Origin of the sequence: Streptomyces sp. SID5469 (assembly GCF_009862865.1) — a bacterium.
Taxonomy (GTDB): domain Bacteria; phylum Actinomycetota; class Actinomycetes; order Streptomycetales; family Streptomycetaceae; genus Streptomyces; species Streptomyces avermitilis.
This window is the reverse complement of record NZ_WWIN01000001.1, coordinates 6,989,496-7,003,431: the sequence shown is the minus strand read 5'-3', so window position 1 is coordinate 7,003,431 and position 13,936 is coordinate 6,989,496. Positions and strand designations below refer to the sequence as shown.

Here is a 13,936-nt window from a genome sequence, read left to right as displayed (position 1 = left end):
CCTGGACCTTTCGGCCGGTTGGGTTCGATGTGCGGGTACCCCCGTTCTGTCGCGACAGACCTGCGTGCGCGCTGCCCCCCTCCGGCAGCGCGCCGCAGCCGGCCGCCCTCCCGCCTACGACCATGCCGTACGGAGGACTTGACTAACTGTGACCTGCGGCGCGTACCGAACGGGAGGGATCTTTAGCCACTTCACCCTGATAGGCGAAACAGCACCGGGAACGCGCCTGTCACAGCATCAGATGTGCCCGGCCCCCGCGCCCGCGGCGTCCGCGTTCTCGCCGCGCTTCGTGAGCATCGCGACCAGGATCGCCACGGCGGCGACCCCCGAGGCGACCAGGGACGCGAGACTCATCCCCGAGATGAAGGTGTCGTGGGCGACGCCCGTGATCTGCTCGGCTATCGCGGCGGGCGTCCCCTTGGGCACCGGTGCCACTCCGACCTGGACCGCCTCCGAGGCCTGGTCCAGCTGCGCACCGGTGAGCGGCGGCAGCTTCGCGTCCGCCCAGTTGCCCGCGAGGTCGTTGTCGACCTTGGAGGCCATCACGGCGCCGAGGACGGCCGTGCCCAGGCTGCCGCCGATCTGCATCGCGGCCTGCTGGAGACCGCCCGCGACACCCGAGAGCTCCATCGGGGCGTTGCCGACGATGACCTCGGTGGCGCCGACCATGACAGGAGCGAGGCCGAGGCCGAGGAGGGCGAACCAGAGCGACATGACCGCGCCGCTCGTGTCCGTCTCCAGCGTCGACATGCCGTACATGGCGATCGCGGTGAGCGCCATGCCGCCGGCCAGCGGGATGCGCGGGCCGGTCTTGGTGATGAGCATGCCCGCGACCGGCGAGCCGACGATCATCATGCCGGTGAGCGGCAGCAGGTGCAGACCCGCGTCGACCGGGCTCATGCCGTGCACGTTCTGCAGGTAGAAGGTCACGAAGAAGAGCCCGCCCATGAAGGCGATCGCCATCAGGACCATGAGGACGACGCCCGCCGACAGCGGCACCGAGCGGAAGAGGGCGAGCGGGATCAGCGGCTCGCGGACCCGCGTCTCCCAGAACCCGAACAGCGCGAAGCCGACCAGGGACGCGATCAGGAACGCCCAGGTCTTGCCGTCGCCCCAGCCCCAGGTCGGGGCCTTGATGAGCGCCCAGACGAGACAGAACATGGCGCCGGACAGCAGGGCGATGCCGAGGATGTCGAAGGAGCGCGGGGCGTTCTCGGCGCGGTGGTCCAGCAGGATCAGCAGACCGAGGACGAGCGCGAGCGCGCCGACCGGCACGTTGATGAAGAAGACGGACTGCCAGCTGACGTGCTGGACCAGCACGCCGCCGAGGATCGGGCCGCCCGCGGTCGAGGCGCCGATGACCATGCCCCAGATGCCGATCGCCATGTTCAGCTTCTCGGCCGGGAAGGTGGCCCGCAGCAGGCCGAGCGCGGCCGGCATGAGCAGCGCGCCGAACAGACCCTGGAACACCCGGAAGGTGATCACCAGGGCGATGCTGTCGGACAGCCCGATGGCCCCCGAGGCCGCGGCGAAGCCGACCACGCCGATGAGGAAGGTCTGCCGGTGGCCGAACCGGTCACCGATCTTGCCCGCGGTGATCAGCGTGACCGCGAGCGCGAGGAAGTAGCCGTTGGTGATCCACTGGACGTCGGCGAAGCTGGCGCCCAGGTCCGCCTTGATCGTCGGGTTGGCGATGGCCACGATGGTGCCGTCGAGGGCCACCATCATGACTCCGACGGCCACGGTTATGAGGGTGTACCACGGATGGCCGCGCAGCCCCTTGGCCGGCGCCTTGTCCGACGGAGCGAGCGGCGCCTTGTCCCCCGGCCCCGTCGTGTCGATGGTGGTCTGACTAGTCATGGACCGGAGGCTAGTGACAGCCACTGACAGTTGACAAACCACATCACAAGTCGGTAACTGTCACGCCGTCCGCGGATAGGCTGAGCAGGGAAGACCAGTTCGGAGAAGAGGAACGATGGACACGGCGGCACGGCCGGGGCTGCGTGAGCGCAAGAAGCGGCGCACCCGGGACGCGCTGCTGCGGGCCGCCCTGGAGCTGTTCCTCGCCCAGGGGTACGAGCGGACGACCGTCGACGAGATCGCCGAGGCCGTGGACGTCTCGCAGCGCACCTTCTTCCGCTACTTCGCCGGCAAGGAGGAGGCCGCCTTCCTCACCCAGCGGATCGCCGAGTCGCACTTCGTCGCCGCGGTGCGCGAACGCCCGCCGCACGAGGCCCCGCTGGAGGCGCTGCGCCGGGCGGTGCTGGAGAGCTGGGAGACCATCGGCGAGGCCATCGAGCAGGTCGTCCCGGTCGAACTCCACATGCGTACCTACCAGTTGATCGAGTCGACGCCCGCGCTGCTCGCCGTCCATCTGCGGCACTCCGCCGAACTGGAGGAGGAGCTGGCCCGCATCATCGCCGGGCGCGAGGGGCTCGACGTGGACGCCGATCCGCGGCCACGCGTCGCGGTGGCCGTCTTCGGCGGGGTGATCCGGGTGACCGGACGGCTGTGGGGTGCGGGCGGGAACCTCAGCGTGAAGGCGATCCGCGAGCAGACCGTCGCACACCTCGACGCGGTGGGGCCCGTACTGGCGGAGAAGTGGGGCACGCAGGCACCCCCGCGCCCGGCGGATGATCCACTGCCCGTGGAGTGAGTCCGCGCGCACGCCGGGGCCGCACTCGGAGACCCACCGGGCTTCAACGGCACACACGCGGCGTGCCGCGCCGATCCCTGCTGAGGCGACCCTGTCCCAATTCCCGTACGGGAAACGTGATCCGCCTCACTCAGTTACCGCGAGACCCTCTCGTTCTCCTAGTGTGTCCTCCCAGTGACTTCCTTCGACGCCTCCCCCCCACTGAACGTCTGGCGCGCACTGCTCGCGCTGGCCGTGGTCTTCGTGATGCTGGCGACCACCGGCTGGACCGCGGTGCACAGCCACCGGCGGGACACCCCCCTCCAGGCATCGCGCTCCGCGTGGCAGCACGGCAGCATCGGCGGGCGCCACCTGCCGGACGCGAACTCGGCGCCGGGCCGCATCGCCCGCTTCTTCGCCTCCCTCGACGCCTCCCAGCGGTCCCGGCTCGCCCACCGCTATCCGCTCGCGGTCGGCAACATGAACGGAGCGCCGGTCAAGCTGCGCTACCGGGCGAACCACATCGCCCTCGGCCAGCAGCGCAAGGTCGAACGCGGCCGCATGCACGACAACCGGCTCTCGACGGTCGGCCAGCAGGACGCGGGCAGCCGTATGCACCGCTTCGAAGCGCTCATGGGCAAGAAGCGGCAGATCCTCGCCTTCGATCCCGAGGGCTCGGGCCGGATCGCCGAGGTCTACGGAAAGCTGGACAAGGCGCAGCGGATCTCGGTCGTCGTCCCCGGCGTCGACACCGATCTGCTCACGTTCCAGCGCACGTTCCGCAAGTACTCGGCGCCGGTCGGCATGGCGCGCTCGCTGTACAGGGCCGAGCGGGCCGCGAGCCCGACGACGCGTACGGCCGTGATCGCCTGGGCCGACTACACCTCGCCCAGCGGGCTCGGCATCGACTCGGCCACGGCCATGCGCGCCGCGGACGGGGCGGTGCGGCTGGACGCGCTGGTGCGGGCCCTGCCCGGCCGCTCGCCGGTCGCGCTGTACTGCCACAGCTACGGCTCCGTGCTGTGCGGGATCGCCGCGCGCTCGCTGCCGTCGCGGGTGTCGGACATCGCGGTCGCGGGCAGCCCCGGCATGCGTGCCGAGAAGGTCTCGGGGCTGGGCACCTCGGCCCGGGTGTGGGCGATGCGGGACTCCGACGACTGGATCCAGGACGTGCCGCACCTCGAGGTCGGCGGCCTCGGCCACGGCGCCGACCCGGTGTCCCGGGCGTTCGGGGCACGGCTGCTGTCCGCGACGACCGCGAAGGGACACGGCGGCTATTTCGAGCCGGGCACCGACAGCCTGCGCAACTTCGCCGAGATCGGCGTTGGCGCGTATCACTCGGTGCGCTGCGCCGACGATGATGACGTCTGCCGGGCTGGTTTGTCCGGCGGGGCGACGGCCTGACGCGCGTAGAGGAAACAGGAATTGCGGTTTGCCGGGGAGGCGACGGAGGCGCGCGTGCCGCATACGATGAGCCGCATGGGTGACGTACTGGCCGGATTTCATGCCGCCTGGGAGTTCGAGTCCGACTCCGTGCTCATCCGCTTCGAACGGGGAATCCGTTCGCCGAAGCTGTTCCAGGCGCTCGGTGAACGTCGTGTCCCGCTGGAGGCGATCGCGGGGGTCACACTGACGCCGGGGAAGCGGGGGACGGTCGTCCTGCACGCCGTGCCGCGCGCGGGCGCCGACCCCTTGATGGAGGCGGCCGCCGGTCAGCTGAAGGACACCTGTGACCCCTACCGGCTGGTGCTGCCCGCCGAGCGCGAGACCCTCGCCGAGTACTACGCCGACGAACTGCGCGCGCGGCTCGCCGACGACGACACCCCCGCCGAGCGGTATCTGGTGGCGCCGCCCGAGGCTCCGCTCCAGTTCAAGGCGTACGACGGGAAGGCGTCCTTCGACGGTAAGCGGGTGTCGTTCCGCTGGTCGTGGACGGGGGCCTCGTCGGCGAAGTGGAAGGCCGGCGACCAGAACTTCCCGGTCACCGGCCTCAGCGGGGTCGAGTGGCGCTCCCCCGAGGTGTTCGAGGGCCATCTGCGGCTGCTGCCCCGCGAGCCGGCCGGGGCGAAGCCGGATCAGCCGGGGCAGCCCGACCAGGACCCGGCCGCGGTCGTGTTCGGGCTCGGGTACGGGCCCGTCCACGAGTCGCTGCCGTTCGCCGCGGCGGTGCTGGCGGCGGTGCGCTCCGCCGGAGGCGGGGCGCCGGCGCTCGCCTCGGTGCCGCGGCGCGATCCGGCCGACATCGCCGAGCGCATTCGTCACCTCGGTGAATTACACCGCGCCGGGCTGGTCACGGACAGCGAGTTCGCCACGAAGAAGGCGGAGTTGCTGGCGGAGTTGTAGCGGGCCGCCGGCGAGCGGGGAGACCGCTCCTGCCGGGGCCCGTTCCGCTACTCCCGGCCCGCCGACGTGAACGTCATGTCCGCGTAGCGGTCGCCCGCCACCTTGGCGGCGATCGGCTCCAGGAGCCCCAGCTCCTCCTCCGTGAGCACGATCCGGGTCGCCGTCGCGTTCTCCTCGACCCGGGCGCGCTTGCTCGTGCCCGGGATCGGTACGACCGGCAGACCGTGCACCGCCCCCTGCTGCTGCACCCAGGCCAGGGCGATCTGTCCGAGCGAGGCGTCATGGGCCTTCGCGACCGCGCGTACCGGCTCCAGCAGCGCCGCGTTCGCCGCCGCGTTGTCGCCCGTGAAGCGGGGCTGAAGACGCCGGAAGTCGTCCGCGGTCAGGTCCTTCTCCGCGTTCGCGAAGGACCCGGTGAGGAAACCGCGGCCGAGCGGTGAGTACGGCACCAGGGCCACGCCGAGCTCCCGGGCGGCCGGGACCACGCCGGCCTCGATGTCGCGGCTGAACAGCGACCACTCCGACTGCACCGCGGCGATCGGGTGCACGGCCTGCGCGGTCCGCAGCTCGCCGCCGGTGACCTCGCTCAGCCCCAGGTGCTTGACCTTGCCCTCGCGCACCAGCTCGGCCATGGCCCCGACGGTCTCCTCGATCGGGACGTTCACATCGCGGCGGTGCATGTAATAGAGGTCGATCACATCGACGTCCAGGCGCTTCAGGCTCGCCTCGACGGCCTGGCGGATGTACGGCCGGTCGTTGCGTATGACCCGCTTCGTCGGCTCGCCCGGCGGGATCGACAGGGCGAACTTCGTCGCGATGACGACCTCGTCGCGGTGCGCCTTGAAGAACGGGGACAGGAACTTCTCGTTCTCACCGGCGCCGTACGCGTCCGCGGTGTCGTAGAACGTGACACCGAGCTCCAGGGCCCGCTCCAGGGTGGCCCGCGACTCCCCGGCGTCCGCGGGGCCGTACGCGAAGCTCATGCCCATGCAGCCAAGGCCCTGCACACCGACCGTGGGGCCGTCGGTTCCGAGCTGGGCCGTGGCGATCCTGCTGTCCGTCATCGGGACCTCTCCGACGTCAGGGCGCGCCCTGCGTCCGCGTAGAAACTGATCTTGTGGTCGAGTACCGCGAGCGTGTCCTGGAGTTCGGCGATCCGGGCCAGGACGTCCCGGCGCGTCGATTCGAGGATCTCGTAGCGCTGGGTGTAGGTGCCGTCTCCCTCGCGCACCATTTCCGCGTACCGCACCATGTCGGCGACCGGCATGCCGGTGAGCCGGAGCTTGCCGACGAAGGCGAGCCAGTCGAGGTCGCGGTTGCTGTAGCGGCGCTGGCCGGTGTGCGAGCGGTCGATGTGGGGCATCAGGCCGATCCGCTCGTACCAGCGCAGGGTGTGCGCCGTCAGGCCGGTGAAGGCGACGACCTCGCTGATCGTGTAGCTGTCCTGGCCGTCGGGGCGGCGGTGCCGCTGGGGCGGCGCGGCACAGACATCGGTCGTGGTGCCGGTCCCCGCTGCCTCGGCCGTGCTCTCCATCACCGTCATGACCTCAACGCTAAAACCTTGGAGTGCACTCTAAGCAAGCGAATCCGTGGAAAAGGCGGAGACTGCCCGCGGCCCGGCCGAGGACCGTGCGGATCATGGGTGGCGAGCCCGACCCCTCGATGCGGCCGCCCCTGTCCGCCACTTAGGCTCGTACCCATGTCCCTGCAGAGCCTGGCGCTGATCGAGAACTGGCCCGTTTCCACCGCCGCCGCGGCCGTCGTCCGGGCGGACGGTACCGTGCTCGCCGCGCACGGGCCGGTCGACCACCGCTTCCCGCTGGCCTCGGTCACCAAGCCGCTCGCCGCGTACGCGGTGCTCGTCGCGTACGAGGAGGGGGCGGTGGAGCTGGACGAGCCGGCCGGGCCCCCCGGCTCGACGGTCCGCCATCTGCTCGCGCACACCTCCGGTCTCGCCTTCGACGAGCACCGGGTGACGTCGGCGCCCGGGGAGCGGCGGCTGTACTCCAACGCGGGGTTCGAGGTGCTCGGCGACCACATCGCCAAGGCGACGGACATCCCGTTCGCGGAGTATCTGCGCCAGGCGGTCCTCGAGCCGCTGGGCATGACGCGGACCTCGCTCGACGGCTCACCGGCCAGGGACGGCGTCTCCACGGTCGCCGACCTGGTGCGCTTCGCGGCCGAGGTCCAGGCGCCGCGCCTGCTCGACCCCCGTACGGTCGCGGAGGCGATGACCGTGCAGTACCCAGGCACGAAGGGCGTCCTGCCGGGCTACGGCCACCAGAACCCCAACGACTGGGGCCTCGGCTTCGAGATCCGTGACGCCAAGTCGCCGCACTGGACGGGGACTTCCTCCTCGCCGGGGACCTTCGGGCACTTCGGGCAGTCGGGTACGTTCCTGTGGATCGACCCGGTCGCCCGGGTCGCGTGCGCCGCGCTGACGGACCGCGCGTTCGGACCGTGGGCCGCCGAGGCGTGGACCCCGTTCACGGACGCGGTACTGACCGAGCTCCGGGCCGGCCGGGCCTGAACCGTGGGCCGCCCCCGGCCCACGCTCCGGCCGCTAGGCCATCTCCCACAGCAGCAGCTCCGCCGCCGTCACCGCCTCCGCCTCCAGGTCCTTCGCGGCCGTGATCCGGGCCGCGTCACCCGGCCTCAACTCCTCGCCGTCCAGGCGCACTTCGCCGCGGACGACATGGACGTACACGGACGCCGCGTCCGGGACGGCCGTGCGTTCCCCCGCCGACAGCCGGCGCACGTGGAGCATCGCCGCCGCCTCCGGGACCGCGTACGGGGTGGAGTCCGCGATGCCGTGGACCACCTCGTAGGACGCCTCGCCGCCGGGCTCCAGCGGGGCCAGCCACATCTGGACGAAGGTCAGCGGGTCCGGGCCGTCGTTGCGCTCCACGTGACGGACGCCGCCGGCCGAGCTGAGCCGCTGCACGTCGCCGGGGCGGACCAGCGACTCGTGGCCCGTGGAGTCGCGGTGGGTCAGCACGCCCTCGACCACCCACGTGACGATCTCCGTGTGGCTGTGCGGATGTTCGTCGAAGCCCGCGCCCGGGGCGAGCCGCTCCTCGTTGCAGGCGATCACCGCGCCGAAGCGGAGATTGTCCGGATCGTAGTGCGGGCCGAAGGAGAAGGCGTGGAGGGAGGAGATCCCGGCCGCCGGGTCCCCTCCGCGATAGCGCTCGCCGGCGCGCCGTACGTCCGTCACAGCCACCACGGTAGACCTGCGGGGCCGCGGCCGAGGGACCCGCCGCCGCACGGTCACGTCCCGATAAGGCAGTCTTGTCCACGTGCCCGAACCCCAATCCAGCAGTCCCGAGCCCGCAGCACGCGACGCCCACTCCCATGCCGCGACCCTGAAGCGGCTGGAGAAATCGTCCGGAAGCCTCGCCGCGCAGGCCATCACGCGCATGGACGAGACGCTGCCGTGGTACCGGGCGATGCCCCCGGAGAACCGTTCCTGGATCGGCCTGGTGGCCCAGGCCGGTATCGCCGCCTTCACCGAGTGGTTCCGGCACCCGGACACCCCGCAGGCCATCTCGACCGACGTCTTCGGCACCGCGCCCCGCGAACTGACCAGGGCGATCACCCTGCGCCAGACCGTGGAGATGGTGCGTACGACGATCGAGGTCATGGAGTCCGCGATCGACGAGGTCGCGGCGCCCGGCGACGAGTCCGTGCTGCGTGAGGCGCTGCTCGTGTACGCCCGCGAGATCGCCTTCGCCACCGCCCAGGTGTACGCCCAGGCCGCGGAGGCACGGGGCGCCTGGGACGCGCGGCTCGAGTCGCTGGTGGTGAACGCCGTCCTGTCCGGGGAGGCCGACGAGGGCGCCGTGTCCCGGGCCGCCGCGCTCGGCTGGAACTCTCCCGACCATGTCTGCGTGGTGCTCGGCACGGCACCCGAGGGCGACAGCGAGCTGACGGTGGAGGCGATCCGGCGGGCCGCCCGGCACGCCAAGCTCCAGGTCCTCACCGGCGTCCTCGGCAACCGGCTCGTCGTGATCGCCGGCGGCAGCGACAATCCGCTCGCCGTCGCCAAGTCGCTGATCGGCCCGTACGCGGCAGGCGCCGTGGTGGCGGGGCCCGTCGTGCCCGACCTGCTCGCCGCGACCCGGTCCGCGCAGGCCGCCGCAGCCGGGCTGAAGGCGTGTTTCGCCTGGCAGGACGCCCCGCGCCCGGTACTGGCGGACGATCTGCTCCCGGAGCGCGCGATCGCCGGAGACCCGAGCGCGCGCGAGCAGCTGGTGGAGGAGATCTACAGACCGCTCGAGGAGGCCGGCTCCGCGCTGCTCGAAACGCTCAGTGTCTACCTCGAGCAGGCGAGCAGCCTCGAGGGCGCGGCCCGTATGCTCTTCGTTCACCCCAACACCGTGCGCTACCGGCTTCGACGTGTGACTGACGTCACCGGTTGGTCGCCCTCGGATGTACGCTCCGCGTTCACGTTGCGGATCGCGCTCATCCTGGGGCGCTTGGCCGGTGGAGATCCCCAGACGTAGGTTTTTGTCGGGGCTCCACAAAACCCCCTGCCGTTCTTCGTCCCTGTCCTCACGGGCGGCCGTGGCCGTCCCCAAGAGAGAGTGTGAGAGTGCTCGTACTCGTCGCTCCCGGCCAGGGCGCTCAGACGCCCGGCTTCCTGACTCCTTGGCTCGAACTCCCCGGCGCCGCCGACCGCGTCGCCGCCTGGTCGGACGCCATCGGGCTGGACCTTGCCCACTACGGCACGCAGGCCGACGCGGACGCGATCCGCGACACGTCCGTGGCCCAGCCGCTGCTCGTCGCGGCGGGGATCCTCTCGGCCTCGGCGCTCGGTGACGTCGCGCCCGGTGCCGTCGCGGGTCACAGCGTCGGTGAGATCACCGCCGCCACCTTCGCGGGCGTCATCGACGACACCGCCGCGCTGACGCTCGTCCGCACGCGGGGTCTCGCGATGGCCGAGGCCGCCTCGCTCACGCCGACCGGGATGGCGGCCCTGCTCGGCGGGGACCCCGAGACGACGATTCCGCATCTGGAGAAGCTCGGTCTCACCCCGGCGAACGTGAACGGCGCGGGCCAGATCGTGGCCGCCGGCACCCTGGAGCAGCTCGCCGCCCTGGAGGCGGAGAAGCCCGAGGGCGTCCGCAAGGTCATCGCGCTGAAGGTCGCGGGCGCGTTCCACACGCCTCACATGGCGCCCGCGGTCGACGCGCTGGCGCGGGCCGCCGAAGCCCTCACGCCCGCCGACCCGGTGGTCTCGTACGTCTCCAACAAGGACGGCCAGGAGGTCGCCACCGGCGCCGAGATCCTGTCCCGCCTGGTCGGCCAGGTCGCCAACCCGGTCCGTTGGGACCTGTGCATGGAGACCTTCAAGAAGCTGGGCGTGACGACGCTCGTCGAGGTGTGCCCCGGCGGCACCCTGACCGGCCTCGCCAAGCGCGCGATGCCGGGCGTGAAGACCCTCGCGCTGAAGACCCCCGACGACCTCGACGCCGCTCGCGAGCTCATCGCCGAGGCGGTGACGTCCGCCGCTGTACCGGCGGGCGTCCGAGAAGGAGCCTGAGCATGTCGAAGATCAAGGCAAGGAAGGGCGCCCCGTACGCGCGCATTCTGGGCGTCGGCGGCTACCGTCCGGTCCGGGTCGTGCCCAACGACGTGATCCTGGAGAAGATCGACTCCTCCGACGAGTGGATCCGCTCGCGCTCCGGCATCGAGACCCGGCACTGGGCCTCCGACGAGGAGACCGTCGCCGCGATGTCGATCGAGGCGTCCGGCAAGGCGATCGCCGACGCCGGGATCACCGCCTCGCAGATCGGCGCGGTCGTCGTCTCCACCGTCTCGCACTTCAGCCAGACCCCGGCCATCGCCACCGAGATCGCGGACAAGCTCGGCACGAACAAGGCGGCCGCCTTCGACATCTCGGCGGGCTGCGCGGGCTTCGGCTACGGACTGACCCTCGCCAAGGGCATGGTCGTCGAGGGCTCCGCGGAGTACGTCCTCGTCATCGGCGTGGAGCGGCTGTCCGACCTGACCGACCTGGAGGACCGCGCGACGGCCTTCCTGTTCGGCGACGGCGCGGGCGCGGTCGTGGTGGGCCCCTCCGAGGAGCCGCACATCGGCCCGACGGTCTGGGGCTCCGAGGGCGACAAGGCCGGCACGATCAAGCAGACCGTGCCGTGGGACCGTTACCTCCCCCACTCTCGGCTTCGCTCGAGCGGGGGCACCCCCACCGGCGACGTCTCCCCGCTCCCGCTCGACAGCGAGGGCAATGTCAAGTTCCCTGCGATCACGCAGGAGGGCCAGGCGGTGTTCCGCTGGGCCGTGTTCGAGATGGCGAAGGTCGCTCAGCAGGCGCTGGACGCGGCCGGAATCACCTCGGACGACCTGGACGTCTTCATCCCGCACCAGGCGAACGAGCGGATCATCGACTCGATGGTGAAGACTCTCAAACTGCCGGAGCACGTCACGGTCGCCCGTGATGTGCGCACCACCGGTAACACCTCGGCCGCCTCGATTCCGCTCGCTATGGAGCGGCTTCTGGCGACCGGCGAGGCGAAGAGCGGCGACACCGCGCTCGTCATCGGATTCGGGGCGGGGCTCGTCTACGCCGCCACGGTCGTTACCCTCCCCTAGGCACACCGTCCGGATCTTTTCCGGCCGGAGTACCGCCACACCCTCTGGAAACACACCGAAGGAGCGCCTCATGGCCGCCACTCAGGAAGAGATCGTCGAAGGTCTCGCCGAGATCGTGAACGAGATCGCCGGGATCCCCACCGAGGACGTCCAGCTGGACAAGTCCTTCACCGACGACCTGGACGTCGACTCGCTGTCCATGGTCGAGGTCGTCGTCGCCGCCGAAGAGCGCTTCGACGTCAAGATCCCCGACGAGGACGTCAAGAACCTCAAGACCGTCGGTGACGCCGCCGACTACATCCTCAAGCACCAGGCCTGATCTTCCGATCACCTGGGCTGACTGCCCCGCCACCCGGCGGTGGCGCCGCTGAATCCTCGTATCCGTTGGAGAAAGAATTCCCGTGAGCCCGACCAATCGCACCGTGGTCGTCACCGGTATCGGCGCAACCACACCGCTGGGTGGCGACGTAGCCTCTACCTGGGAGGGCCTGGTCGCCGGACGTTCCGGTGTCCGTCCCCTGGAGCAGGAGTGGGCCGCCGAGCAGGCGGTCCGCATCGCAGCACAGATCGCCGTGGAGCCCGGCGAGGTCATTCCCCGTCCGCAGGCCCGCCGCCTCGACCGCTCGGCGCAGTTCGCGCTGATCGCGGCCAAGGAGGCCTGGGCGGATGCCGGTTTCACCGACAAGGCGGGCGCCGACCCGGCCGTCGACCCGGACCGCCTCGGCACCGTGATCGCCTCCGGCATCGGTGGTGTGACGACTCTGCTCGACCAGTACGACGTGCTGAAGGAGAAGGGCGTACGCCGTGTCTCCCCGCACACCGTGCCGATGCTGATGCCGAACGGCCCGTCCGCCAACGTGGGCCTCGCCGTGGGCGCCCGCGCCGGTGTGCACACCCCGGTCTCCGCCTGCGCGTCGGGCGCCGAGGCCATCGGCTACGCGATCGAGATGATCCGCACCGGGCGCGCCGACGTCGTCGTCGCCGGTGGTACGGAGGCGGCGATCCACCCGCTGCCCATCGCCGCGTTCGGCAACATGATGGCGATGTCCAAGAACAACGACGACCCGCAGGGCGCCTCGCGTCCCTACGACGTCGCCCGGGACGGCTTCGTCCTCGGCGAGGGCGCCGGCGTCATCGTGCTGGAGTCGGCCGAGCACGCCGCGAAGCGCGGTGCCCGCGTGTACGCGGAGGCGGTCGGCCAGGGCATCTCCGCCGACAGCCACGACATCGTGCAGCCGGAGCCCGAGGGCCGGGGCATCTCGCACGCCCTGCAGAACCTGCTCGACAGCACCGACCTGAACCCCGCCGAGATCGTGCACGTCAACGCGCACGCCACCTCGACGCCGGCCGGTGACGTCGCCGAACTGAAGGCGCTGCGCAAGGTGTTCGGCGACGACGCCGACCACTTCGCGGTCTCCGCCACCAAGTCGATGACCGGTCACCTCCTCGGCGGCGCCGGCGGTGTCGAGTCGGTCGCCTCGGTGCTCGCCCTGTACCACCGGGTGGCGCCGCCGACCATCAACGTCGACAACCTCGACCCCGAGGCCGAGGCCAACGCCGACATCGTCCGCGGCGAGGCGCGCAAGCTCCCCGTCGAGGGCCGCATCGCCGCGCTGAACGACTCGTTCGGCTTCGGCGGGCACAACGTGGTGCTGGCGTTCCGGACGGTCTGAGTTCCGGCCGTACGAGCGTGAAGGGCCCCCACCGGCTGGTGGGGGCCCTTCGTGCGTGCGGGGGTCGCCGAGGTGTCAGACGACCTGGTGCAGCCAGCGGACCGGGGCGCCTTCGCCGGCGTACCGGAAGGGCTCCAGTTCGTCGTCCCAGGGCTTGCCGAGGAGCTTGGAGAGTTCGGCCTCCAGGTCCGTCTCGCCGCGCTGGGAGCGGACCAGGGCGGCGCGCAGCCGGTCCTCGGGGATCAGGATGTCGCCGTGGATGCCGGTGACCGCGTGGAAGATGCCCAGGTCGGGGGTGCAGCTGTAGCGCTCGCCCTCGGCGGTCGGGCAGGGTTCCGCGGTGACCTCGAAGCGCAGCAGCTGCCAGCCGCGCAGCGCCGAGGCCAGCTTGGAGGCCGTGCCGGCCTCACCCTGCCAGGAGAACTCGGATCTCCAGGTGCCGGGGGCGGCGGGCTGCCGGATCCAGTCGAGGCTGACGCGCGTACCGAGCACGCTCGCGACGGCCCACTCGACGTGCGGGCACAGCGCACGCGGCGCGGAGTGCACGTACAGAACTCCACGTGTCGTCACCGGGGCCTCCACAGAGCAGGACATCTTGTAACTTAGCGGAACGGCAGTGGCGGAGCTGCCACGAAGCGAGGCTATCGCGTGGCGGCGCAAGGAGTGTGAC

General features: G+C 71.2%; 14 protein-coding genes. 9 read left to right on the top strand and 5 right to left on the bottom strand.

The window, feature by feature from the left end; all coding sequences use genetic code 11:
• Positions 1–237: 237 nt before the first annotated feature.
• Positions 238–1,860, bottom strand: a complete 1,623-nt coding sequence (locus tag GTY58_RS30235; protein WP_010987199.1) for an MFS transporter — start codon at positions 1,858–1,860, stop codon at positions 238–240.
• A 115-nt stretch (positions 1,861–1,975) separates the two neighbouring features.
• On the opposite strand from GTY58_RS30235, the gene GTY58_RS30230 reads away from it, so the two are divergent.
• The 3 genes from GTY58_RS30230 to GTY58_RS30220 all read left to right on the top strand — a co-directional run bounded on the left by GTY58_RS30230 (position 1,976) and on the right by GTY58_RS30220 (position 4,978).
• The gene (locus GTY58_RS30230; RefSeq protein ID WP_010987198.1) at positions 1,976–2,656 is read left to right on the top strand and encodes a TetR family transcriptional regulator; all 681 of its coding nucleotides are present in this window, start codon (positions 1,976–1,978) and stop codon (positions 2,654–2,656) included.
• Positions 2,657–2,830: 174 nt separating this feature from the next.
• Positions 2,831–4,039 (top strand): alpha/beta hydrolase, encoded by a 1,209-nt coding sequence (locus GTY58_RS30225; protein ID WP_010987197.1) that lies wholly within the window; start codon positions 2,831–2,833, stop codon positions 4,037–4,039.
• Positions 4,040–4,114: 75 nt separating this feature from the next.
• Entirely contained in the window at positions 4,115–4,978 is an 864-nt protein-coding gene (locus GTY58_RS30220; RefSeq protein WP_010987196.1) for a DUF4429 domain-containing protein, read from the top strand.
• A gap of 47 nt (positions 4,979–5,025) precedes the next feature.
• Here the strand turns inward: GTY58_RS30220 and GTY58_RS30215 are convergent, their stop codons facing one another.
• Positions 5,026–6,042, bottom strand: coding sequence for an aldo/keto reductase (locus GTY58_RS30215; protein WP_010987195.1), 1,017 nt, complete (start codon positions 6,040–6,042; stop codon positions 5,026–5,028).
• Entirely contained in the window at positions 6,039–6,521 is a 483-nt protein-coding gene (locus tag GTY58_RS30210; protein WP_010987194.1) for a MerR family transcriptional regulator, read from the bottom strand. Before GTY58_RS30210 ends, GTY58_RS30215 begins: the two co-directional genes overlap by 4 nt.
• A 156-nt stretch (positions 6,522–6,677) precedes the next feature.
• Here GTY58_RS30210 and GTY58_RS30205 point away from each other — a divergent pair, with 156 nt between their 5' ends.
• Positions 6,678–7,508 carry a serine hydrolase domain-containing protein gene (locus GTY58_RS30205; RefSeq protein ID WP_010987193.1) on the top strand — a complete coding sequence of 277 codons (831 nt, stop codon included), beginning with the start codon at positions 6,678–6,680 and terminating at the stop codon, positions 7,506–7,508.
• A gap of 33 nt (positions 7,509–7,541) precedes the next feature.
• Here the strand turns inward: GTY58_RS30205 and GTY58_RS30200 are convergent, their stop codons facing one another.
• Positions 7,542–8,195 (bottom strand): pirin family protein, encoded by a 654-nt coding sequence (locus GTY58_RS30200; RefSeq protein WP_010987192.1) that lies wholly within the window; start codon positions 8,193–8,195, stop codon positions 7,542–7,544.
• An 82-nt stretch (positions 8,196–8,277) separates the two neighbouring features.
• Here GTY58_RS30200 and GTY58_RS30195 point away from each other — a divergent pair, with 82 nt between their 5' ends.
• The 5 genes from GTY58_RS30195 to fabF all read left to right on the top strand — a co-directional run bounded on the left by GTY58_RS30195 (position 8,278) and on the right by fabF (position 13,266).
• Positions 8,278–9,483: a helix-turn-helix domain-containing protein gene (locus tag GTY58_RS30195; protein ID WP_010987191.1), complete on the top strand. Its 1,206-nt coding sequence runs from the start codon at positions 8,278–8,280 to the stop codon at positions 9,481–9,483.
• Positions 9,484–9,572: 89 nt separating this feature from the next.
• Entirely contained in the window at positions 9,573–10,523 is a 951-nt protein-coding gene (locus tag GTY58_RS30190; RefSeq protein ID WP_010987190.1) for an ACP S-malonyltransferase, read from the top strand.
• Between the two features lie 2 nt (positions 10,524–10,525).
• Positions 10,526–11,593, top strand: coding sequence for a ketoacyl-ACP synthase III (locus GTY58_RS30185; RefSeq protein ID WP_010987189.1), 1,068 nt, complete (start codon positions 10,526–10,528; stop codon positions 11,591–11,593).
• A 70-nt stretch (positions 11,594–11,663) separates the two neighbouring features.
• Positions 11,664–11,912 (top strand): acyl carrier protein, encoded by a 249-nt coding sequence (locus GTY58_RS30180; protein WP_010987188.1) that lies wholly within the window; start codon positions 11,664–11,666, stop codon positions 11,910–11,912.
• Between the two features lie 82 nt (positions 11,913–11,994).
• Complete coding sequence (gene fabF, locus GTY58_RS30175) at positions 11,995–13,266, top strand: beta-ketoacyl-ACP synthase II (protein ID WP_010987187.1); 1,272 nt, start codon at positions 11,995–11,997, stop codon at positions 13,264–13,266.
• A gap of 75 nt (positions 13,267–13,341) precedes the next feature.
• On the opposite strand, the gene GTY58_RS30170 is transcribed toward fabF, so the two are convergent.
• Entirely contained in the window at positions 13,342–13,836 is a 495-nt protein-coding gene (locus GTY58_RS30170; RefSeq protein ID WP_010987186.1) for a DUF3145 domain-containing protein, read from the bottom strand.
• Positions 13,837–13,936 lie beyond the last annotated feature (100 nt).